The organism is Variovorax beijingensis (assembly GCF_007828835.1).
In the GTDB taxonomy this organism is placed as follows: domain Bacteria; phylum Pseudomonadota; class Gammaproteobacteria; order Burkholderiales; family Burkholderiaceae_C; genus Variovorax; species Variovorax beijingensis_A.
This window is the reverse complement of the sequence record NZ_VIVL01000011.1, coordinates 54,813-74,323: the sequence shown is the minus strand read 5'-3', so window position 1 is coordinate 74,323 and position 19,511 is coordinate 54,813. Positions and strand designations below refer to the sequence as shown.

The window sequence follows — 19,511 nt, the reverse complement described above, 5'->3', positions numbered from 1 at the left end:
CCGTGAGGCCCTCAGGCCAACTGGCGATCGGGTGCGGAGCCGCTGCCGGCCGTGACTTGCGCCGAGGTCTTGCCGAAGCGGCGCTCGCGCGCCTGAAATGCGGCGATTCCCGCATCCAGTTCGGCCTGGTCGAACTCGGGCCAGAGCTTGTCGCTGAAGAAAAGCTCCGCGTAGGCGCTTTGCCACAGCAGGAAGTTCGACAGGCGCTGCTCGCCGCCGGTGCGGATGAGAAGGTCGGGATCGGGCACGTGCGCCAGGGCCATGGCGCGGTCGAGATTCGCTTCCGTGAGCGCTTCGCCCTGCTCGGCCAGCTTGGCCGCGGCGCGGGCAATGTCCCACCGGCCGCCGTAGTTGAAGCAGACGTTCAGGATCAGCTTGGTGTTCTGCGCGGTGGCGGTTTCGGCGTCGACCAGGCCCTGCACCATTTTCTTGGAAAGCCCGGTCCGTTCGCCGACGAAATGCAACTGCACGCCGTCGCGGCTCAGCTTGGGCACTTCGCGCGCGAGTGCCCCCACCATGATTTCCATGAGCCCCGAAACTTCCTCGGGCGGACGGTTCCAGTTCTCCGACGAAAACGCGAAGACCGTGAGAATGCCCACGCCGCGATCGACACACGCCTTGACGCAGCGCCTGAGCGACTCGACGCCCTGCTTGTGTCCTGCCACGCGAGGCAGGAACCGCCGCGTGGCCCAGCGTCCGTTGCCATCCATGACGATGGCAATGTGGCGGGGGATCTGCGGCGAAGAAGAGGCCATGCGCAGCCTCAAACGGCCATGATCTCCGCTTCCTTGGCCGCGACCAGGCGGTCGATTTCCGCGATGTGGCGGTCCGTGACCTTCTGGATCTCGGCTTCGGCGCGCTTCTGGTCGTCCTCGGAGGCGAGCTTTTCCTTGACCAGCTTCTTGACCGACTCGTTCGCATCGCGGCGCAGGTTGCGCGTGGCGATCTTGGCGCTTTCGCCTTCGTTGCGGACCAGCTTGGTCATTTCCTTGCGGCGCTCCTCGCTCATCGCGGGAAGCGGCACGCGGATCAGGTCGCCCATCGAGGCCGGATTCAGCCCCAGGTCGCTTTCGCGGATGGCTTTCTCGATCTTGGCGCCCATGCCCTTTTCCCAGGGCTGGACGCTGATCGTGCGCGAGTCGAGCACCGACACGTTGGCCACCTGGCTCAGCGGAACCTGCGAGCCGTAGTACTCGACGTGGATCGAGTCGAGCAGCGCGGAGTTCGCGCGGCCGGTACGGATCTTGGTGAGGTTGTTCTGGAACGCGGCAAGCGACTGATTCATCTTGGCATCGGTCGCACTGCGGATTTCTGCAATGGTCGGGGTCGTCATCTCAAATTACTCCTCAGGCATGCACCAGCGTGCCTTCGTCCTCGCCCATGACGACGCGCTTGAGCGCACCGTTCTTGAAGATCGAGAACACCTTGATCGGCAGCTTCTGGTCGCGGCACAGCGCAAAGGCCGTGGCGTCCATGATGCCGAGATTCTGCGCGATTGCCTCGTCGAAAGTGAGCGACGAATAGCGCGTTGCATCGGGATGGGTCTTCGGATCGGCGGAATAGACGCCGTCGACCTTGGTGGCCTTGAGCACCAGTTCGGCACCGATCTCGGCACCGCGCAGCGCAGCGGCCGTGTCGGTGGTGAAGAACGGATTGCCGGTGCCCGCGGCAAACACGACCACCTTGCCCTCTTCGAGGTACTGCAGCGCCTTGGGCCGCACGTAGGGCTCGACCACCTGCTCGATGGCGATGGCGGACATGACGCGCGCCACCAGCCCCTGCTTGTTCATGGCGTCGGCCAGGGCCAGCGAATTCATGACGGTGGCCAGCATGCCCATGTAGTCGGCCGTCGCGCGGTCCATGCCGACCGAGCCTCCCGCGACGCCGCGGAAGATGTTGCCGCCGCCGATCACGACTGCGACTTCCACGCCCATGTTCACCACTTCCGCCACCTCTTCGACCATGCGAACGATGGTCGCACGATTAATACCAAAGGCATCATCTCCCATTAACGCCTCACCCGACAGCTTCAACAAGATTCGCTTGTGGGCTGGGCGGGGATCAGACATGGGCAATTTCCTTACTTGGGTTGGCGGGGGCGAGTGTAGAACGAGGCGGTGAAAAAGCGGCGGCACACACGCGTGCACCGCTGCCTTGGGGCGTAACAGTTTTTACGCGGCGGCCTTGGCAGCAGCCACCTGGGCTGCAACTTCGGCGGCAAAGTCATCGACCTTCTTTTCGATGCCTTCGCCGACCACATACAGGGTGAAGCCCTTGATGCTGGTGTTGGCGGCCTTGAGCATCTGCTCCACGGTCTGCTTGTCGTTCTTCACGAACGGCTGGTTGTGCAGCGAGACTTCCTTGAGGTACTTCTGCACGCCGCCTTCGATGCGCTTGGCAACGATGTCGGCCGGCTGCGGCTTCTTGCCTTCGGCTTCTGCGGTCTTGCGGTCTTCCTCGGCCTTGCCGGCGGCCACGGCGCGCTCTTTTTCGATCAGGTCGGCAGGCACGTCGGCGGCCGAGATGGCAACCGGCTTCATGGCGGCGATGTGCATTGCCACGTCCTTGGCCGAGGTGTCGTCGCCTTCGAATTCGACCATCACGCCGATGCGCGTGCCGTGCAGGTACGAAGCCAGCTTGCCGTTGCCGGCAAAGTGCTTGAAGCGGCGGAAACTCATGTTCTCGCCGATCTTGCCGATCAGGCCCTTGCGCACGTCCTCGAGCGTGGGGCCGAAACCGTCCTGCTCATAGGGCAGCGCGCCGAGCGCGGCGATGTCCGCGGGGTTGTGCTTGGCGACCAGCATCGCGGCAGCGTTGGCCATGGCCAGGAAGCTGTCGTTCTTGGTGACGAAGTCGGTTTCGCAGTTGATCTCGATCATGCCGCCGGCAGCGCCGTCGACAAACGCCGTGACCACGCCTTCGGCGGTGATGCGACCCGAGGCCTTGCCGGCCTTGTTGCCGAGCTTGATGCGCAGCAGCTCTTCGGCCTTTTCCATGTTGCCGTCGGCCTCGGTCAGGGCCTTCTTGCATTCCATCATCGGCGCGTCGGTCTTTGCGCGCAGTTCGCCGACCATGCTTGCGGTGATTGCAGCCATTGTTCTATCTCCGTGTCCAAAAAATCAGATTAAAAAAAAGGGGCACCAAGCCCCTTCTTCAGGCGCGTGAGAGCACTCGATCAGGCCGAGGCGCCCTCTTCGACTTCGACGAATTCATCGCTGCCTTCGGCAATGGCTTTGACCACGTCGCCGGTGGCGCTGTTGCGGCCTTCGATGATCGCGTCGGCGATGCCGCGGGCGTAGAGCGTGACGGCCTTCGACGAGTCGTCGTTGCCCGGGATCACGTAGTCGATGCCTTCGGGCGAGTGGTTGGAGTCGACCACGCCGATCAGCGGAATGCCCAGCTTCTTGGCCTCGGCCACGGCGATCTTGTGGAAGCCCACATCGATCACGAAGATGGCGTCAGGCAGCGCGGTCATGTCCTGGATGCCGCCGATGTCCTTCTCGAGCTTCTCGATTTCACGGGTGAAGGTGAGCTGCTCTTTCTTGCTCAGGCTTTCGAGGCCGGCTTCCTGCTGGGCCTTCATGTCCTTCAGGCGCTTGATCGAGGTCTTGACCGTCTTGAAGTTGGTCAGCATGCCGCCGAGCCAGCGGGTGTCGACGAAAGGCACGCCGGCGCGGCGGGCTTCGGCAGCCACGATTTCACGGGCCTGGCGCTTGGTGCCGACCATCAGGATCGTGCCGCGGTTGGCGGTGAGCTGCTTGGCGTACTTCATCGCGTCCTGGAACATCGGGAGCGACTTTTCCAGGTTGATGATGTGAATCTTGTTGCGATGGCCGAAGATGTACGGGGCCATCTTGGGGTTCCAGAAGCGGGTTTGGTGACCGAAGTGGACACCGGCTTCCAGCATTTCGCGCATGGTGGTAGACATTGAAAATTACTCCAAAGGTTGGGTCTAAAATCCAGCCCGTTTTGTGCCTCCTTCGAATGGAGTCACAACACCTTGAATGGGCCGGTTTGCGAATGTGTTTGGCTGGGTGCGACGAAAGCCGTCACATGTTCAGCGAAACCCAAAGAGTATAGCACGGCCCTCTTTCGCCCCTTCTCCTTGTCCACCCCGGAACCGAGCCGTCCGCGCCCTCCCAGCCCACCCATGAACGACCTCCACGCCACCCGTCTGAACCTTCTGGCAGGTGGCACCGATGCATGCACCGAATTGGAGCGCGCCATCGGCATTGCCCAGTCCCCGGCCTGCAGCCACGTATTCACCCGCACGCTGTTCGACGAAGCCCGCCGGCAGGCCGCCGGCTCGGCGCCGCAGAGCCGGCTCGCCGGCCTTGCCTTCACCGCCAAGGACCTGTTCGACGTCGAGGGGCAGCCGACTCCGGCGGGCTCCGTGGTGCTTTCGCATGCGCCGGCCGCCAAGGCCGATGCCGTCGCGGTGGCACGGCTGTGCGCCGCGGGTGGCGTGCTGACGGGCCGCACCAACATGACGGAATTCGCCTTTTCCGGCGTGGGAGTCAACCCGCATCACGGCACGCCGGCCAACGCGAGCGATGCGGCCACGCCGCGCATCCCGGGCGGCTCGTCCTCCGGCGCCGCCGTCTCGGTCGCCAGCGGGGCGGCCTTCATCGGCCTGGGCTCCGACACGGGCGGCTCGATCCGCATTCCCGCGGCGCTGAACGGCATCGTGGGCTTCAAGAGCACCGCCCGGCTGGTGCCGACCCAGGGCGCCCTGCCGCTGTCGACCACGCTCGACACCGTCTGCGCGATGACGCGCTCGGTGCGCGACGCCGTCGCCGTGCACGAGATCCTTGCGGCGCGCCGTGTGACCGCCGGTGCGGCCTCGCTGGGAGCATACCGGCTTGCCGTCGTGAAGAACGTTTTCTTCGACGGCATCGAGCCCGCTGTGGCCCGAGCCTTCGAAGATGCGTTGCGAACACTGCGCGATGGTGGTGCCCGGATCGAGGAGATCGAGCTGCCGGAACTCGCGGAACTGCAGGCGATCAACGCCACCGGCGGTTTTTCGGCGGCTGAATCCTATGCCTGGCACCGGCTGCTGCTCGAGCGCAGCGGTGCCGGCTACGACCCTCGCGTGGCCCAGCGCATCCTGCGGGGCGCCTCCATGAAGGCGCACGAATACATCGATCTCGTGCACGCCCGGCGCGACTGGATCATCCGCGTCGAGGCGGCGCTGACCCCTTTCGACGCGGTGCTCTCGCCCACCGTGCCGATCACCGCGCCCGCCATTGCGGGCGTCGCCCCGGGCGCCGAGCGCGATGACGAATTCTTCCGCATCAATGCGCTGCTGCTGCGCAACCCGTCGATCGTCAACATGCTCGACGGCTGCGCCATCTCGCTGCCCTGCCACGCCGCCGGCGAGTTGCCGGTGGGCCTGATGCTGTGGCATGCCTCGCTGCACGACGACGCCGTCCTGGCGGTCGCGCTGCAAGCAGAAAAAGCGCTGCAAAAACAATAGCCTCGCGCACCGATCGACGGGCGCTGGCCATCTCTTCTTACTCAAAAATTCAATGAAAATCGCGATCGTGGGCGCCGGCATCATCGGCGTCACAACCGCCTGGGAACTGGTTTCGGATGGCCATGAAGTTTCCGTGTTCGAGCGCCGTGGCGCCGCCGCCGAGGAATCCAGTTTTGCGAATGCGGGAGTGGTCGCGCCGGGCTACGTCACGCCCTGGGCCGCGCCGGGCATGCGCGCCAAGGTGCTGCGCTCACTGCTGTCGCCGCACGGCGCCATCAAGCTGCGCTGGCCGCTGAGCCCACGCGACCTCGGCTGGATGTCGCGCTGGCAGAAGGCCTGCAAGCTCGAAACCTACCTGGCCAACCGCGCCCGCATGCAGCGCCTGGCGTTCTACAGCCGCACCCGGCTGCACGAAGTGACCGAAGCGCGCGAACTGAGCTACGAACGCAGCGACGGCTACCTCGTGCTGCTGCGCTCCAAGCGCGAGAAAAAACTGGTCCAGCCAGGCCTCGAGGTGCTGCGCGCGGCCGGCAGCGTCTTCAGGGAGGTGGACGCCGACGAGGCCCGCCGCATCGAGCCCGCGCTCAGCACCGAAACGGCGCTTGCGGGTGCGATCCACCTGCCCGAGGACGAAGTGGCCAACTGCCGCCAGTTCGCACTGCTTCTCAAGTGGGAAGCCGAGGCGCTCGGCGCCCAGTTCCATTTCAACTGCGACATTGCGCCGCTGAGCCGCGCGGCCCCCACCTCCGTCTCGCTCGCCAGTGGCTCGCCGCCGCTGCGCTTCGATGCGGTGGTGGTGTGCGCCGGTCTTGCCTCGGCCACGCTGCTGCGGCCGCTCGGGTTGCGGATTCCGCTGGCGCCGGTGTACGGCCATTCGATCAGCGCGCCGATCCGCGAATCGCTCAACGCGCCGCGCAGCGCCGTGATGGACGAGCGCTACAAGGTTGCGATCTCGCGCCTGGGCCAGCGCGTGCGCGTGGCCGGCGGCGCCGAGATCGGCGGCTCCCTGAGTTCGATGAATGCCTCGGCCGTGCAAACGCTCTACAAGGTGCTGCACGACTGGTTTCCGGGCGCCGCAACGCTGCAGTCGGGCGTGCAGCAATGGAAGGGCGCGCGCCCGATGCTGCCCGATGGCCCGCCGGTGCTCGGTACCAGCGGCGTACCGGGCGTCTGGCTCAATCTGGGCCACGGTTCGAGCGGATGGGCGCTGTCGTGCGGCAGCGCACGCGTGGTGGCCGACCTGATCGGCGGCCGCGACGCTGGCGTCGACCTCGAAGGCCTGGGCATCGAGCGGCTCGCCCAGTAGGCTGGGCCGCAGCTGCGCAGGCGCGGCTTCAGGCGGGCAGAATCGGCCCATGCAACGCATCACGCCCGCCACCGCCTGTGACCTGTTCGACATTGCGGCAACGCGTCGCATCGAACAGAAAGCGGCGGCCGCCCTGCCCCCTCACACGCTGATGCAGCGCGCGGGCCTGGCCGTAGCGCGGCTCGCGATGGCACTGGCGCCGCATGCGCGGACGATCTGGGTCGCCTGCGGGCCGGGCAACAACGGCGGCGACGGATTCGAAGCTGCTGCGCAGCTGCAGCACCGCGGCTTCCTGCCCATCGCGACCTTCGCGGGCGATGAAGACCGGCTGCCGCCGGATGCCAGGGCGTCGCTGCAACGGGCCCGCGATACCGGGGTGATCTTCGCGCCGGAGCCGCCTGTGAGCTGCGATCTGGCGATCGACGCGCTGCTCGGCATCGGATCGAGCCGGCCTCCCGAAAAGCTCATGGCCGATTGGCTGCGGCGGATGCATGAGATGGCCGCGCCGGTGCTCAGCGTCGATGTGCCCTCCGGGCTGAATGCCGACACCGGCGCTTCAAACGCCGAGCCCCGTGCAGCTGACGCTTCGCGCCGCTTCTGCCTGAGCTTCCTGACCCTCAAGCCCGGCCTGGTCACAGCGCAGGGCCGCGATGCCGCGGGCACGGTCTGGTTCGACGACCTGGGCTGCAGCAGCGCCGGCGAGGCGCCGGTCGCGCGCCTGGCGGGCGCACCGGCGGATACCCCGCGCAGCCACGCCTCGCACAAGGGCAGCTATGGCGATGTCGCGGTGATCGGCGGTGCATCCGGCATGGCGGGCGCCGCGCTGCTGGCCGGCTCCGCCGCGCTGCATGCGGGTGCGGGCCGCGTGTTCGTCGGACTGCTCGACGCGAGCGCGGCCCCGGTCGACCTGGCGCAGCCCGAACTGATGCTGCGAGACGCCAAGTCGCTCGATCTCTCGGGCATGACAGCGGTCTGCGGATGCGGCGGCGGCGCGGACATCCGCGCGGTGCTGCCGCGCGTGCTGGCGACGGCGGCCGCGCTGGTGCTCGACGCCGATGCACTGAATGCCATCGCGGTCGATGGCGCGCTGCAGGCCCAGCTGGCATCGCGCGCCCGGCGCGGCAGGCCGACGGTGATCACCCCGCATCCGCTCGAAGCCGCACGCCTGCTGAACTGCACGGCCGCCGACATCCAGGCCGACAGGCTCGCAGCCGCCCGCCAGCTCGCGTCGCGCTACGGCGTGGTCGCCGTGCTCAAGGGATCGGGAACAGTGATTGCCGAGGGCGGCGGCACGCCGCCGGTGCTCAATCCGACTGGCAACGCGAAGCTGGCAACCGCCGGCACCGGCGACGTGCTCGCGGGAATGATCGGCGCCGCACTGGCGGCGCGGCGGCCACCATTCGAGGCGGCCTGCGAAGCCGTCTGGCACCACGGCCGCATCGCCGACACCTGGCCGGCCGGCGCGCCCCCGCTGACGGCCGGCGCGCTGGCGCGCCAGGCGCCCTGCTGACGAGTTCTAGCCGCGACCGACGAAGGGCATCTTCGTCGCCATGACCGTATGGAACAGCACGTTGGCCTCCAGCGGCAGGTTCGCCATGTAGAGCACCGACTGGCCCACGATCTTCACGTCCATCAGCGGCTCGATCGCGAGTTCGCCGTTGGCCTGCGGCACGCCCTTGGCCATGCGCGCAGCCAGTTCCGTCATGGCGTTGCCCACGTCGATCTGGCCGACCGCGATGTCGTACTTGCGCCCGTCGAGCGAAGCGGTCTTGGTGAGGCCCTCGACCGCGTGCTTGGTCGCGGTGTACGCCGCGGAATTGGGCCGCGGCGCGGTGGCGGAGATGGAGCCGTTGTTGATGATGCGGCCGCCGCGCGGCGTCTGCGCCTTCATCGTGCGGAACGCCTGCTGGATGCAGAAGAACATGCCGCTCAGGTTGATGTCGACCACGCCGCGCCACTGCTCGGGCGTCCAGTCCTCGAACGGACCCGGCGGATTGCCCACGCCGGCGTTGTTGAACAGCAGGTCGACGCGGCCGAAGCGCTCCACCGCGGCGGCGAACAGCGCCTGCACCGATTCCGCATTGGCCACGTCGGTGGGCACCGCGAAGGCGCGCGCACCGGCGCCGGACTCTTCGGCGACCTGTTCCAGCGGCTCGAGGCGGCGCCCCGCCAGGGCCACGCTCCAGCCGTCGGCCAGCAATGCCAGCGCCGCGGCGCGGCCTATGCCCGTGCCGGCGCCCGTGACGATTGCGATGCGGCCCTTGTTGTTTTCCACGCTCATGCTCGGTGTCTCCTTCTCGGTTTGTCTATATGGATGGGATGCAATGCGGCGCCGTGCGTCATGCGCGGCGGGGTTTGCGGCCCTTCATCTTGTTGGCGGCCTTCTTGACGGCCGACTTGAAAGCCTGCATCGCCGACTGCGGGCCCGCAGCGGCAACGGCGGCGCTGCGCTCGACGCGCTGCTCTGGAACGGCTTCGGCCTTGTGGCGCGAACTGCGCTTGGCCGATGCCTTGACCGGCACGCCGGCCGGGGCCGCGCCCTTGTCCTTCATGGCGCGCGTGGTGAGGTCTTCGCCCTCGCGCACCAGGCGGAAATCGATCTTGCGCCCGTCCAGGTCGACGCGGCTCACCTGCACCCGCACGCGAGTGCCGATGGCGTAGCGGATGCCGGTGCGCTCGCCGCGCAGTTCCTGGCGCATCTCGTCGAACTTGAAGTATTCGCCGCCGAGTTCGGTGATGTGCACCAGCCCCTCGACGTACATTGCATCGAGCGTCACGAAGATGCCGAAGGTCGTGGCCGCCGTGACCACGCCGCCATACTCCTCGCCCAGGTGCTCACGCATGTACTTGCACTTGAGCCAGGCTTCGACGTCGCGGCTGGCTTCGTCGGCGCGGCGCTCGTTGGCGCTGCAATGCAGGCCGGCCGCTTCCCAGGCCAGCACTTCCTTGGTCGGCGCGACCGTGGCTTTCTGCGGCTTGGTGGTCGGCGCCTTGACGCGCGAAGCCAGCCGCTTGGCGAGCTTGGCATGCGCCTCGCCCGGCGTCGGCAGCATCGGCAGCTGGTAGCGCGTCTTGCCGAGAATGGCCTTGATCACGCGGTGCACCAGCAGGTCGGGGTAGCGCCGGATCGGGCTCGTGAAATGCGTGTAGGCCTCGTACGCCAGGCCGAAATGGCCGCTGTTGATCGGCGTGTAGATCGCCTGCTGCATCGATCGCAGCAGCATGGTGTGGATCTGCTGCGCGTCGGGGCGCTCCTTGGTGGCTTCGGCAATCGCCTGGAACTCGCCGGGCCGCGGATCGTCGGTGATGCTCAAGCCCACGCCCATGGCCTTCAGGTAGCCGCGCAGGATTTCCTTCTTCTCGGGCGTCGGGCCTTCGTGCACGCGGAACAGGCCCGGGTGCTTGCCCTCGGCGATGAAGTCGGCGCTGCACACGTTGGCCGCGAGCATGGCCTCTTCGATGAGGCGGTGCGCCTCGTTGCGCGTGCGGGGCACGATCTTCTCGATGCGGCCCGCGTCGTCGCAGATGATCTGCGTCTCGGTGGTTTCGAAGTCGACCGCGCCGCGCTTGCCGCGCTGCTTGAGCAGCGCCTTGTACACGTCGGCCAGGTTCAGCAGGTCCTTGACGCGGTCCTTGCGCTTGGCGGCTTCAGGGCCGCGCGTGTTGCCAAGGATGGCCGCGACTTCGGTGTAGGTGAAGCGGGCATGGCTGAACATCACCGCGGGGTAGAACTGGTAGGCATAGATCTCGCCGTCGGCGGCCACGAGCATGTCGCACACCATGCACAGGCGTTCGACCTCGGGGTTCAGCGAGCACAGGCCGTTCGACAGCTTCTCCGGCAGCATCGGGATCACGCGGCGCGGAAAGTAGACACTGGTGGCGCGGTCGTAGGCATCGATGTCGATGGCCGAGCCGGTCTGCACATAGGCGCTGACGTCGGCAATGGCCACCAGCAGGCGCCAGCCCTTGCCGCGGCCGACCTTGGCTGGCTCGCAGTACACGGCGTCGTCGAAGTCGCGCGCGTCCTCGCCGTCGATGGTGACCAGCGGCACGTCGGTCAGGTCGATCCGACCTTTCTTGTCGGCAGGGCGAACCTTCTCAGGCAGCGCCTTGGCTTCGGCCAGGCAGGCCTCGGAAAATTCGTGCGGCACGCCGTACTTGCGCACCGCGATCTCGATCTCCATGCCGGGATCGTCGATCTCGCCCAATACTTCCTTCACGCGCCCGACCGGCTGGCCGAACAGCGCCGGCGGCTCGGTGAGCTGCACCACGACGACCTGCCCCACCTTGGCGGGGCCGGTGGCACCCTTGGGAATCAGGACGTCCTGTCCGTAGCGCTTGTCTTCGGGCGCGACGAGCCACACGCCGCCTTCATGCAGCAGGCGGCCGATGATCGGCTGCTCGGGGCGCTCGACGATTTCGACCACCCGCCCCTCGGGACGTCCGCGCCGATCCTGCCGCACCACGCGCGCCTTGACGCGGTCCTTGTGCAGCACCGCACGCATCTCGTTCGGGGGCAGATAGATGTCGGCTTCGCCGTCGTCGCGCTGCACGAAACCGTGTCCGTCGCGATGCCCTTGAACAGTTCCTTCAAATTCATCCAGCAGACCGCTGGAATGGCCATTATTTTTGATATGATTCTCTCTTTCCTGAAATTCAAAACATAACTGCTTCGGCAGCTATGTGGGCCCAGATGGCGGAATTGGTAGACGCACTAGTTTCAGGTACTAGCGAGTAACATCGTGGAGGTTCGAGTCCTCTTCTGGGCACCACCCCTACCAAGCTGAAACCCCTGTGAATCATCGATTTACAGGGGTTTTTTCTTTTCCCTGGGAACATGATCGAGGGATGTTCTCCCTCACGGATGCCGATCGCGGCCAGGATTGGCCGCACCGACGGTTGTGTGCCGCGTCCGCGCACAGCGTCGTGATCCTGAGGTGGAACATTCTGCGAAGCGCTTGTCGGCGGCACGGATTCGAACAAATGGAACGGGCTTCGTCTCATGAAATGATGCAGCAACCCGCTCGTGGAGAAGCGGCTTTCCGCCATTCTGACGCAGTACATCGACGAATGATCGCGCAGAGTCTCGAGAAGCAGAGCAACCGAATCGATAACACCGTGTTGGCAGTAGAGGTGAACCGCACAACCCCTCCTGTTGAGCGCGGCATTGGCTCGCCGCGGGGGATTGCCGGCGGATCTGCAGGGGTTGCGACAGCTTTGAAGCCGGGATGCACCTTAACACGCGAAACAATGCACCGGGTCGGCAGCCTGCGAGCATGACCATTTTCCAACGCATCAAGCAATGGGCCTCGCGCATCAAGCGCGATGGCGTCACCCTGTGGTTCGCCTATCGCCATCCGGGCACGCCGTGGTTCGCCAAGCTGCTCGCGGCCTTCGTCGTCGCCTATGCGCTGAGCCCGATCGACCTCATCCCCGATTTCATTCCCGTTCTGGGCTACCTCGACGACGCCTTGCTGCTGCCCGGCCTGATCTGGCTGAACATCCGGCTCATTCCGGCCGATGTGCTCAAGGAATGCCGCCAGCGCGCCGACCTGTGGATGAAGGAACAAGGCGCGAAGCCGCGAAGCATTGCCGGCGCCGTGCTCGTCCTGGCGGTCTGGATCGGCCTGGGGGCCGCGCTCTGGGCCTGGTTCGGCACGCAAAAGTAGGCTGGGATCGGCGGCAACAATTCTCGACATTGTGAATTTTACTGTATATTTATACAGTCTTTTCACAAAGGATAACCGCCATGTCGACATCCGAACCCACCACCTCCCCTGCTCGCAACCATGCGCTGGCCGAAGCACTGGCATGGATTTCAAAGTTCGCGCATGCATGGAAGGCCATCGAGCCCGCGCCCCGCTCGCTGAGCATCGATGGATTCATCATCTGGGGCCCCGTGCTCTACGAGAAGCACCGCAACGAGGATCCCGTGGAACTCGCGGCGCGGCTGTACGGCCGGTCGGGCGAGTATTCCAGGTACCTGTATCCGGGCCGTCCGCCCAAGACTGGCGATGCGCTTCCGACTTTCGGCCCCAAGGTGTAGCAAAAGTCACACTTTCACATCAAAAACGATTCAAGAAGTAACTTGAATGTGTACACAAGGTTACGTTTGATTTGAAAATATCCAATTTAGCGGAGACCATTGTGATCACAGCATTTACCTTGTTAGTCGGCATGTTTCTCGGGGCGTTGTTCATGAGCCTCCTGGTCGTTTCTCGCTCGGATGACTGAGAAGAAGAACTGCCGCGCCCTTGCAGCCCTGTCCATGCCCACAGAAAAGCCCGCATCCAGCGGGCTTTTCCTTTTCTTGAACTACGTCAGCAGGTTGGACTTGGGCCTGCGGTTGCTCTCGATCGAATAGATCGCCGGCTTGTCCTGCTCGGTCTTCGTGCCCGCTGCCTCGGCGCTGGGAGCCGGAAGCGGATAGACCTCGCCGGAAAGGCGCTTCACGCGCTCCGCATACATCTTGGCCAGGGCCGCGTGATGCTCCGCCGCAGCCTGGTGCTCGAGTCGCGCCATCTGGGCTTCCTGAAGCAGCGTGGCAGCCCTCTTGAGATGAAGGCTGGATCCGGGTTGAAAGAGCTGGAAGAACATGGGACCTCCTGGAGAACACAAGCCGCCACGTTCAAACCCCAGGCCACACGCGTCTGTAGGCGTACAACTTTTTCGCCTGTCGCTCAGCCCGTGGTTCTCAAGTCGGCGATCGCCGCGCTGCTTTCTCGCTCTCGCCAGGATGGCGACGGTTCAGATCGGCAACGCGATCAGGTCGTGGCCCTCGGCGCCCACGATGCGGGCCCGCGTGAATTCACCCACCTTGAGCGTCTTGCTGATCTTCTCGGGCGGCAGTAGGCGCACGGTGCCGTCGATCTCGGGTGCGTCGGCATAGGTGCGGCCCACGCCGCCCTTGCGGCCCATGCCGGGCGCCGAGTCCACCAGCACCTGCATGGTTGCACCGACGCGCTGTCGCAGCTTGGCGATCGACACCGCTTCGGCCACTTCCATGAAACGGGCGCGGCGGGCTTCACGTTCAGCCGGCGGCAGCATGCCGGGAATGTCGTTGGCGGTGGCTCCTTCGACCGGGCTGTAGGCAAAGCATCCGGCGCGGTCGATCTGCGCTTCGCGGATGAAGTCGAGCAGATGCTCGAACTCCTGTTCGGTTTCGCCAGGGAAGCCCGCGATGAAGGTGCTGCGGATCACCAGTTCGGGACAGACCTCGCGCCACCGCGCCAGGCGCTCCAGGTTCTTCTCGCCGCTGGCCGGCCGCTTCATGCGCTTGAGCACGTCGGGATGGCTGTGCTGCAGCGGCACGTCGAGGTACGGCAGCACCTGGCCGCTGGCCATCAGCGGAATGATCTCGTCCACGCTCGGATATGGATACACATAGTGCAGCCGGACCCAGGCGCCATAAGGCTCGGCGATCTCGCCCAATGTGCGCACCAGCTCGAGCATGCGCGTCTTGACCGGCTTGCCGTCCCAGAAGCCGGTGCGGTACTTGACGTCCACGCCATAGGCCGAGGTGTCCTGGCTGATCACCAGCAGTTCCTTCACCCCGCCTTCGAACAGGGCCTTGGCCTCGCTGAGCACGTCGCCGACCGGGCGCGACACCAGGTCGCCGCGCATCGAGGGAATGATGCAGAAGGTGCAGCGGTGATTGCAGCCTTCGCTGATCTTCAGATAGGCATAGTGCCGCGGCGTGAGCTTCAAGCCTGCGATGCCGAAGGTGTTGGGAACCAGGTCGACGAAGGGATCGTGCGGCTTGGGCAGGTTGGCGTGGACCGCGTCCATGACTTCCTGCGTGGCGTGCGGACCGGTCACGGCCAGCACGCTGGGATGCATCTGCCGAACCAGGTTGCCGCCCTGGTCGCCGGTCTTGGCGCCCAGGCAACCTGTGACGATCACGCGGCCGTTTTCCGCCAGCGCCTCGCCGATGGTGTCGAGGCTTTCCTTCACGGCATCGTCGATGAAGCCGCAGGTGTTGACGATCACCAGGTCGGCCCCCTCGAAGGTCTTGGCGGTCTGGTAGCCCTCAGCGCTCAGCTGGGTCAGGATCAGTTCGGAATCGGTCAGGGCCTTGGGGCAGCCCAGGCTCACAAAGCCGACCTTGGGGGCGGCCGGCGTGGCCATGCGTTCGGGGGAGGCAACTTCGCTCATATATGCCCCTATTGTCCCAGCTATCGGCCGGGGCCGGGATTTCAGGGGCGTTTGATGCCGAATGCGCCCAGAACCTGCTCGGTATTCTTCTGCATCTGCTCCTGCATCTGCAGGAACACGTTCTTGGACTGCTCGACGTAGTTGCCCATGAGTCCCTGGAGCATGGGCGACTGCATGGTCATGAAGCGCGACCACATCTCGGGCGTGAGGCCCTCCGCCTTTTCGGCGAGCTGGGCCTGCACCTCGGTCATGGCCTGGATGTTCTTTTCGAGATAGGGGCCCATGTAGCCCTGCATCGCCTGTCCGTAGAAGCGGATGATGTTGGCCAGCACCTGTTCGGTGAACATGGGCGCACCGCCCGCTTCTTCCTCAAGGATGATCTGCAGCAGGATGCTGCGTGTAAGGTCGTCGCCGGTCTTGGCATCGCGCACCACGAACTGGGCATTCTGTATGACCAGCTGCTTCACCTCGGTGAGCGTGATGTACGTGGATGTCTCGGTGTCGTAGAGCCTTCGGTTGGGGTACTTCTTGATTACACGTTGCACCGGCTTGACCCCGGACTTCTTGCTCTGCACTGCGGACTCCTTCACATGGATGCCCATGTCATCCGATGATTCTAGGTAGCGGTTTTGCTGCATCGCGACAAGGTTTACCCTGACCGTGCCTGCGCCGCTTCAACCGAGCGTTGTTGCGTACTCGGCGCCGCAGCCGCTGCAGGTGGCGGTCTCGGGGCGTTCCTCGGTGGCCTCCCTGAAACGCAGCGGACTCTTGTGGCCGTAGACCACCCAGCAGCGCGGACAGTGTTCCTGGCCGGCGGTGGGCAAGTAGGCGCGCGAGCGCTGCTCGGCACGCTCCTGAGTGACGGGCGTGCCCTGCCGGATCGCGCGGGCTATTTCGCGTGCCGCCATGGTGTCGGTACGGCCGCCTGCGTGGTCGTTGATGCCATAGACGGCGCGCGCAAATTCGATGGGAGCCTGCCTGAGCAATGCGGCCAGGCGCATATCGGCATGAGCCCGATCAACCAGCGTTGATCGCGTATTCATCAGATCGCTTGTCAAGAAATTTGGAAAAGGTTTGCAGAGCGGCCAAGGTAGCACAACAACATGGCCATGGTCTTTGTCTGCTTCACCGCAAGGACGATTGAAACACCGGGGAACCCGGTGAAAGCTCTGTTCGACAGACCCGGTGGTTGGCCGGAAGTCGAAACAGAAATTGGTAGGCGCGATTGGACTCGAACCAACGACCCCCACCATGTCAAGGTGGTGCTCTAACCAGCTGAGCTACGCGCCTAAGGATGTGTCCGAGAAGCAGCTATTGTAGCAGGAGAAAACGCGCTTTTTCAGCGCCGACGTGCAGATCGCACACCGGCAACCGCCGTCACCACGCCAAGCACCTGCGTGAGCCGCGCCGCATCGGAGATTTCCACGGTGAACGTCATCCATGCCGTGCCCTTGACCGATTGGGTCTGCACGCCGATCACGTTCATCTTCTCGCGTGCGAACACATCGGAGATGTCGCGCAGCAGGCCCTGGCGGTCGGCTGCCTCGACGGCCACGTCGACTGCATAGACCGGCGCTTCGCCGCTCTTCGCGGCGCCCCATTCGACATCGATCACGCGCTCGCTGTCGCGCGAGGCCATCATCCGGAAGTTGCTGCAGTCGACGCGATGCACGCTGACGCCGTGGCCGCGCGTCACGAAGCCGCGGATGGCATCGGGCGGCGCGGGCTTGCAGCACTTGGCGAGCTGCGTCATCAACGAAGACACGCCCACCACCAGCACGCCGCCCTTGCCGGACTTCTCGCTCGCGCGCGGCTTCTTGATCTGCACGCCGTCGTCGGGGTTCGGCGCGGGCTCGGGCGGACGCAGCAGCACCTCGATGTTGCGCAGCGAGAACTCGTCCTTGCCGACCACTTCGAACAGATGGTCCGCCGACTTGAAGCCCAGCTGCGAAGCCAGGTCCTCGAGGCGCGTGGAGGTCTTGCCTTCGCGCTGCAGCAGCTTCTCGACGGCCTCGCGTCCGCGTGCCACGGTTTCGTGCGTGATCTGCGCGTTGAACCATGCGCGCACCTTGGCGCGTGCGCGGTGGCTCGCAAGATAGCCGAGCTCTGCGTTGAGCCAGTCGCGCGAAGGGCCGCCCTCCTTGGCCGCGATGATCTCGACCGTCTGGCCGTTGGACAGCGGCGTGTTGAGCGGCACCATGGCCCCATCGACGCGCGCTCCGCGGCAGCGATGGCCCAGCGTGGTGTGCACGGTGTAGGCAAAGTCGACCGGCGTCGCGCCCTGCGGCAGTTCGACGATGGCCGCGTCGGGCGTCAGCACGTAGATGCGGTCGTCGAAGAGGCCCTGGCCCTGCGAGCCGCCCGAAAGGTCGCGCTCCCACGCCAGCAGCTGCCGCAGCACCGCGATCTTCGCGTCGTATTCGCCGCTCGCCCACACGCCCGCATAGCCCTTGTGGCCGGCTTCCTTGTAGGCCCAGTGCGCCGCCACGCCGTGCTCGGCATGGTCGTGCATTTCTTCCGTGCGTATCTGGATCTCGATCGGCTTGCCGGGCTTGCCATCGACCATCTCGCGCACCACGGTGTGCAGCGACTGGTAGCCGTTGGGCTTGGGCCGCGCGATGTAGTCGTCGAACTCTTCGTCGATCGGCTGGAAATGCGAATGCACCCAGGCCAGCGCCGCGTAGCAGTCCTTCACGTCGGGCACCACCACGCGCAGCGCGAGGATGTCGAACACCTGCGCGAAGTCGAGCGACTTGCCGCGCATCTTCTTGACGATGCTGTAGATGTTCTTCGGCCGGCCCTGCACCGTGGCGCGCACGCCCTCGGCCTGCAGCTCGCTTTCGAGCTGCGAGCGCAGCTGCTCGACGTGGCCTTCGCGCTCGATCCGCTTCTCGTCGAGCAGGCGCGCGATCAGCTTGTAGGTCTCGGGCTCCAGGAAGCGGAACGAGAGGTCTTCGATTTCCCACTTCACCTGCCAGATGCCGAGGCGGTTGGCGAGCGGCGCGAACACCTGCAGCGACTCGCGCGCCACGCTTTCGGGAGCCGGCTGCTTGCTGGCGGCGGCATGCCGCAGGGTCTGCAGCCGCGATGCGAGGCGCAGCATGACGACGCGCAGGTCGCGCGAGAACGCGAGCAGCATCTTGCGCACGTTCTCGGTCTGCGCGCCCGCCGCGCCTTCGGCCAGGTGATGGCCCTGCGAAGCCGAGCGGGCCTGCTCCTGCACGCGCACCAGCTTGGTGGTCTCAACCGCCAGCGCCGCGAAGTTGTCGCCGAACACCTTGGCAATGACCTCCTGCGGGCGGTTGAGGTGCTGGCAGGCATAGACCAGATAGCTCGCGGCCTGCATGGCCTCGGAGCCGCCCATCTTCGCGACGATGGCCGCGACGGCGTCGGCATGCGCGAGCGTGTTCTCGCCGGTGTCGAGCTTTTCGTCGGCGATCAGCGGCTCGGCGAAAGCGCGCGCACGCGCGAGCATGTTCTCCATCACCGGCGTGCGGTCGGCCGTGGCGGCGGACAAGGGATAGTCCACCACCGCCGTATCTGGGGCATGCGCCGTTTGGAGACTCGAAGACTCGCGCTTCACGTTGGCCTCAATCGAACAGGAAGTTGGTGACGGCGCCCACCTGCCCGGGGTCGACGAAGGTGGGCGCATGGCCCACGCCCTCGAACTCGATCAGCGCCGCGCGGGGTCCGCGCTGCGTCATGGCCAGGGCCGTTTCGCGCGAGAGCAGGTCCGACTCGGCGCCACGCGTCACGAGCGTGCGCGCATCGATGGCGTCATAGAGGCTCCACATCACGGCACCGCCCTGGGCCGCAGCTTCGGGCGTGATGGCGCGCAGCGCAACGGCAATGGCCGGGTCGTAGTGAAGCAGCCAGGGGCCTGCTGCATCGTTCTGGGATTCGCCGGGCTCCACCTTGCCGGCGCCATCGGCCGTGCGCTGCGATGCGGGCACCACCATGTGCTGCGACAGCGAAAGCCACTGGTCCGGTGTATGGGGGCCGAAGCTGGTCGAGATCGCCCACATGGCGTCGGCCGCCGACTGCAGGCTGTCGTAGCGGCCGCCCTGCCCCACGTAGGCGCCGATGCGCTGGAGCGCCGCGGCCTCGATCGTCGGACCCACGTCGTTCACGATGAAGCGGCGGATCGGCCGGGCCAGCGGCAATTGCTTGTGCCCCGCCAGCACGAAGCCGATCAGCCCGCCCATGCTGGTGCCCAGGTAGTCAAGCGTGCCGATCGGTTGTTCGCGGTGCAGCTGTGCAACGAGCGCCAGCATGTCGGCCGCATAGACCGGCACCTGGTAGAGGGCCGGGTCGCGCACCCAGTCGCTTCGGCCGCGCCCCGCCACGTCGGGGCAGACCACGCGAACGTTGCCGGCGGCGCGCGCCACGAGGGTCTGCGCGAGCACGTCGAAGTCGCGCCCCTGCCGCGTGAGGCCGTGCACGCAGATCACCACGCGCGCGCTGCGCGCGTCGCCCCATTGCCAGTAGGCCATGCGGTGACCGCCCTGGGCGTCATCGCACGCCACGTAATGAAGCGTCGGTTCTGTCATGAAAACGAAGTCGTCCTGGTGCGGA

Annotated in this window: 18 protein-coding genes and 2 tRNA genes; 6 read left to right on the top strand and 14 right to left on the bottom strand. The window is 65.7% G+C overall.

All coding sequences use genetic code 11. The annotated features are described in order from the left end of the window. Positions 1 to 11: 11 nt before the first annotated feature. The 5 genes from uppS to rpsB form a co-directional block, all read right to left on the bottom strand. Entirely contained in the window at positions 12 to 755 is a 744-nt protein-coding gene (gene uppS / locus FB547_RS26230; protein WP_145746581.1) for a polyprenyl diphosphate synthase, read from the bottom strand. An 8-nt stretch (positions 756 to 763) separates the two neighbouring features. Further along, complete coding sequence (gene frr / locus FB547_RS26225; protein WP_012747710.1) at positions 764 to 1,333, bottom strand: ribosome recycling factor; 570 nt, start codon at positions 1,331 to 1,333, stop codon at positions 764 to 766. A 13-nt stretch (positions 1,334 to 1,346) separates the two neighbouring features. Continuing rightward, positions 1,347 to 2,069 carry a UMP kinase gene (gene pyrH / locus FB547_RS26220; protein WP_018905021.1) on the bottom strand — a complete coding sequence of 241 codons (723 nt, stop codon included), beginning with the start codon at positions 2,067 to 2,069 and terminating at the stop codon, positions 1,347 to 1,349. 102 nt (positions 2,070 to 2,171) lie between these two features. Further along, a complete protein-coding gene (tsf, locus tag FB547_RS26215; protein ID WP_124960539.1) occupies positions 2,172 to 3,095 on the bottom strand; it encodes a translation elongation factor Ts in 924 nt (307 codons plus the stop codon). An 80-nt stretch (positions 3,096 to 3,175) separates the two neighbouring features. Further along, entirely contained in the window at positions 3,176 to 3,928 is a 753-nt protein-coding gene (gene rpsB, locus FB547_RS26210; RefSeq protein WP_145746580.1) for a 30S ribosomal protein S2, read from the bottom strand. A 222-nt stretch (positions 3,929 to 4,150) separates the two neighbouring features. Between rpsB and FB547_RS26205 the strand changes: the two genes are divergently transcribed. The 3 genes from FB547_RS26205 to FB547_RS26195 are packed head-to-tail and all read left to right on the top strand — an operon-like array spanning position 4,151 to position 8,292. Next, positions 4,151 to 5,476 carry an amidase gene (locus FB547_RS26205; protein ID WP_145746579.1) on the top strand — a complete coding sequence of 442 codons (1,326 nt, stop codon included), beginning with the start codon at positions 4,151 to 4,153 and terminating at the stop codon, positions 5,474 to 5,476. 52 nt (positions 5,477 to 5,528) lie between these two features. Next, entirely contained in the window at positions 5,529 to 6,782 is a 1,254-nt protein-coding gene (locus FB547_RS26200) for a D-amino acid dehydrogenase (protein WP_145746578.1), read from the top strand. Between the two features lie 49 nt (positions 6,783 to 6,831). After that, a complete protein-coding gene (locus tag FB547_RS26195; protein ID WP_145746577.1) occupies positions 6,832 to 8,292 on the top strand; it encodes an NAD(P)H-hydrate dehydratase in 1,461 nt (486 codons plus the stop codon). 6 nt (positions 8,293 to 8,298) lie between these two features. Here FB547_RS26195 and FB547_RS26190 read toward each other — a convergent pair whose 3' ends face one another. Continuing rightward, positions 8,299 to 9,063, bottom strand: coding sequence for an SDR family oxidoreductase (locus FB547_RS26190; RefSeq protein ID WP_145746576.1), 765 nt, complete (start codon positions 9,061 to 9,063; stop codon positions 8,299 to 8,301). A gap of 58 nt (positions 9,064 to 9,121) precedes the next feature. Beyond that, positions 9,122 to 11,389, bottom strand: coding sequence for a ribonuclease R (rnr, locus tag FB547_RS26185; RefSeq protein WP_225612913.1), 2,268 nt, complete (start codon positions 11,387 to 11,389; stop codon positions 9,122 to 9,124). Between the two features lie 80 nt (positions 11,390 to 11,469). Here rnr and FB547_RS26180 point away from each other — a divergent pair. From FB547_RS26180 to FB547_RS26170, 3 genes are all read left to right on the top strand, one after another. Further along, positions 11,470 to 11,554, top strand: a tRNA-Leu gene (locus tag FB547_RS26180). A 504-nt stretch (positions 11,555 to 12,058) separates the two neighbouring features. Next, the gene (locus FB547_RS26175; RefSeq protein WP_145746574.1) at positions 12,059 to 12,451 is read left to right on the top strand and encodes a YkvA family protein; all 393 of its coding nucleotides are present in this window, start codon (positions 12,059 to 12,061) and stop codon (positions 12,449 to 12,451) included. A gap of 80 nt (positions 12,452 to 12,531) precedes the next feature. Continuing rightward, the gene (locus FB547_RS26170; protein WP_145746573.1) at positions 12,532 to 12,828 is read left to right on the top strand and encodes a hypothetical protein; all 297 of its coding nucleotides are present in this window, start codon (positions 12,532 to 12,534) and stop codon (positions 12,826 to 12,828) included. A gap of 269 nt (positions 12,829 to 13,097) precedes the next feature. Here FB547_RS26170 and FB547_RS26165 read toward each other — a convergent pair whose 3' ends face one another. The 7 genes from FB547_RS26165 to FB547_RS26135 form a co-directional block, all read right to left on the bottom strand. After that, the gene (locus FB547_RS26165; protein WP_145746572.1) at positions 13,098 to 13,379 is read right to left on the bottom strand and encodes a hypothetical protein; all 282 of its coding nucleotides are present in this window, start codon (positions 13,377 to 13,379) and stop codon (positions 13,098 to 13,100) included. 150 nt (positions 13,380 to 13,529) lie between these two features. Next, a complete protein-coding gene (gene rimO, locus FB547_RS26160) occupies positions 13,530 to 14,936 on the bottom strand; it encodes a 30S ribosomal protein S12 methylthiotransferase RimO (protein ID WP_145746571.1) in 1,407 nt (468 codons plus the stop codon). 41 nt (positions 14,937 to 14,977) lie between these two features. After that, positions 14,978 to 15,538, bottom strand: a complete 561-nt coding sequence (gene phaR, locus FB547_RS26155) for a polyhydroxyalkanoate synthesis repressor PhaR (protein WP_041946121.1) — start codon at positions 15,536 to 15,538, stop codon at positions 14,978 to 14,980. A 72-nt stretch (positions 15,539 to 15,610) separates the two neighbouring features. Continuing rightward, positions 15,611 to 15,979 carry a hypothetical protein gene (locus tag FB547_RS26150; protein WP_225612902.1) on the bottom strand — a complete coding sequence of 123 codons (369 nt, stop codon included), beginning with the start codon at positions 15,977 to 15,979 and terminating at the stop codon, positions 15,611 to 15,613. 170 nt (positions 15,980 to 16,149) lie between these two features. Next, a tRNA-Val gene (locus FB547_RS26145) sits at positions 16,150 to 16,226 on the bottom strand. Positions 16,227 to 16,275: 49 nt separating this feature from the next. Further along, complete coding sequence (locus tag FB547_RS26140) at positions 16,276 to 18,420, bottom strand: RelA/SpoT family protein (protein ID WP_225612912.1); 2,145 nt, start codon at positions 18,418 to 18,420, stop codon at positions 16,276 to 16,278. 106 nt (positions 18,421 to 18,526) lie between these two features. Next, on the bottom strand, positions 18,527 to 19,486 hold the full coding sequence (locus FB547_RS26135; RefSeq protein WP_261380406.1) for an alpha/beta fold hydrolase: 960 nt from the start codon (positions 19,484 to 19,486) through the stop codon (positions 18,527 to 18,529). Between the last annotated feature and the right edge of the window lie 25 nt (positions 19,487 to 19,511).

What these genes read in the sequence shown, in the direction of transcription:
- uppS (WP_145746581.1), bottom strand. Translation starts at nt 755, where the DNA reads ATGGCCTCTTCTTCGCCGCAGATCCCCCGCCACATTGCCATCGTCATG.
- frr (WP_012747710.1), bottom strand. Translation starts at nt 1,333, where the DNA reads ATGACGACCCCGACCATTGCAGAAATCCGCAGTGCGACCGATGCCAAG.
- pyrH (WP_018905021.1), bottom strand. Translation starts at nt 2,069, where the DNA reads ATGTCTGATCCCCGCCCAGCCCACAAGCGAATCTTGTTGAAGCTGTCG.
- tsf (WP_124960539.1), bottom strand. Translation starts at nt 3,095, where the DNA reads ATGGCTGCAATCACCGCAAGCATGGTCGGCGAACTGCGCGCAAAGACC.
- rpsB (WP_145746580.1), bottom strand. Translation starts at nt 3,928, where the DNA reads ATGTCTACCACCATGCGCGAAATGCTGGAAGCCGGTGTCCACTTCGGT.
- FB547_RS26205 (WP_145746579.1), top strand. Translation starts at nt 4,151, where the DNA reads ATGAACGACCTCCACGCCACCCGTCTGAACCTTCTGGCAGGTGGCACC.
- FB547_RS26200 (WP_145746578.1), top strand. Translation starts at nt 5,529, where the DNA reads ATGAAAATCGCGATCGTGGGCGCCGGCATCATCGGCGTCACAACCGCC.
- FB547_RS26195 (WP_145746577.1), top strand. Translation starts at nt 6,832, where the DNA reads ATGCAACGCATCACGCCCGCCACCGCCTGTGACCTGTTCGACATTGCG.
- FB547_RS26190 (WP_145746576.1), bottom strand. Translation starts at nt 9,063, where the DNA reads ATGAGCGTGGAAAACAACAAGGGCCGCATCGCAATCGTCACGGGCGCC.
- FB547_RS26175 (WP_145746574.1), top strand. Translation starts at nt 12,059, where the DNA reads ATGACCATTTTCCAACGCATCAAGCAATGGGCCTCGCGCATCAAGCGC.
- FB547_RS26170 (WP_145746573.1), top strand. Translation starts at nt 12,532, where the DNA reads ATGTCGACATCCGAACCCACCACCTCCCCTGCTCGCAACCATGCGCTG.
- FB547_RS26165 (WP_145746572.1), bottom strand. Translation starts at nt 13,379, where the DNA reads ATGTTCTTCCAGCTCTTTCAACCCGGATCCAGCCTTCATCTCAAGAGG.
- rimO (WP_145746571.1), bottom strand. Translation starts at nt 14,936, where the DNA reads ATGAGCGAAGTTGCCTCCCCCGAACGCATGGCCACGCCGGCCGCCCCC.
- phaR (WP_041946121.1), bottom strand. Translation starts at nt 15,538, where the DNA reads ATGGGCATCCATGTGAAGGAGTCCGCAGTGCAGAGCAAGAAGTCCGGG.
- FB547_RS26150 (WP_225612902.1), bottom strand. Translation starts at nt 15,979, where the DNA reads ATGAATACGCGATCAACGCTGGTTGATCGGGCTCATGCCGATATGCGC.
- FB547_RS26140 (WP_225612912.1), bottom strand. Translation starts at nt 18,420, where the DNA reads ATGGAGAACATGCTCGCGCGTGCGCGCGCTTTCGCCGAGCCGCTGATC.
- FB547_RS26135 (WP_261380406.1), bottom strand. Translation starts at nt 19,486, where the DNA reads ATGACAGAACCGACGCTTCATTACGTGGCGTGCGATGACGCCCAGGGC.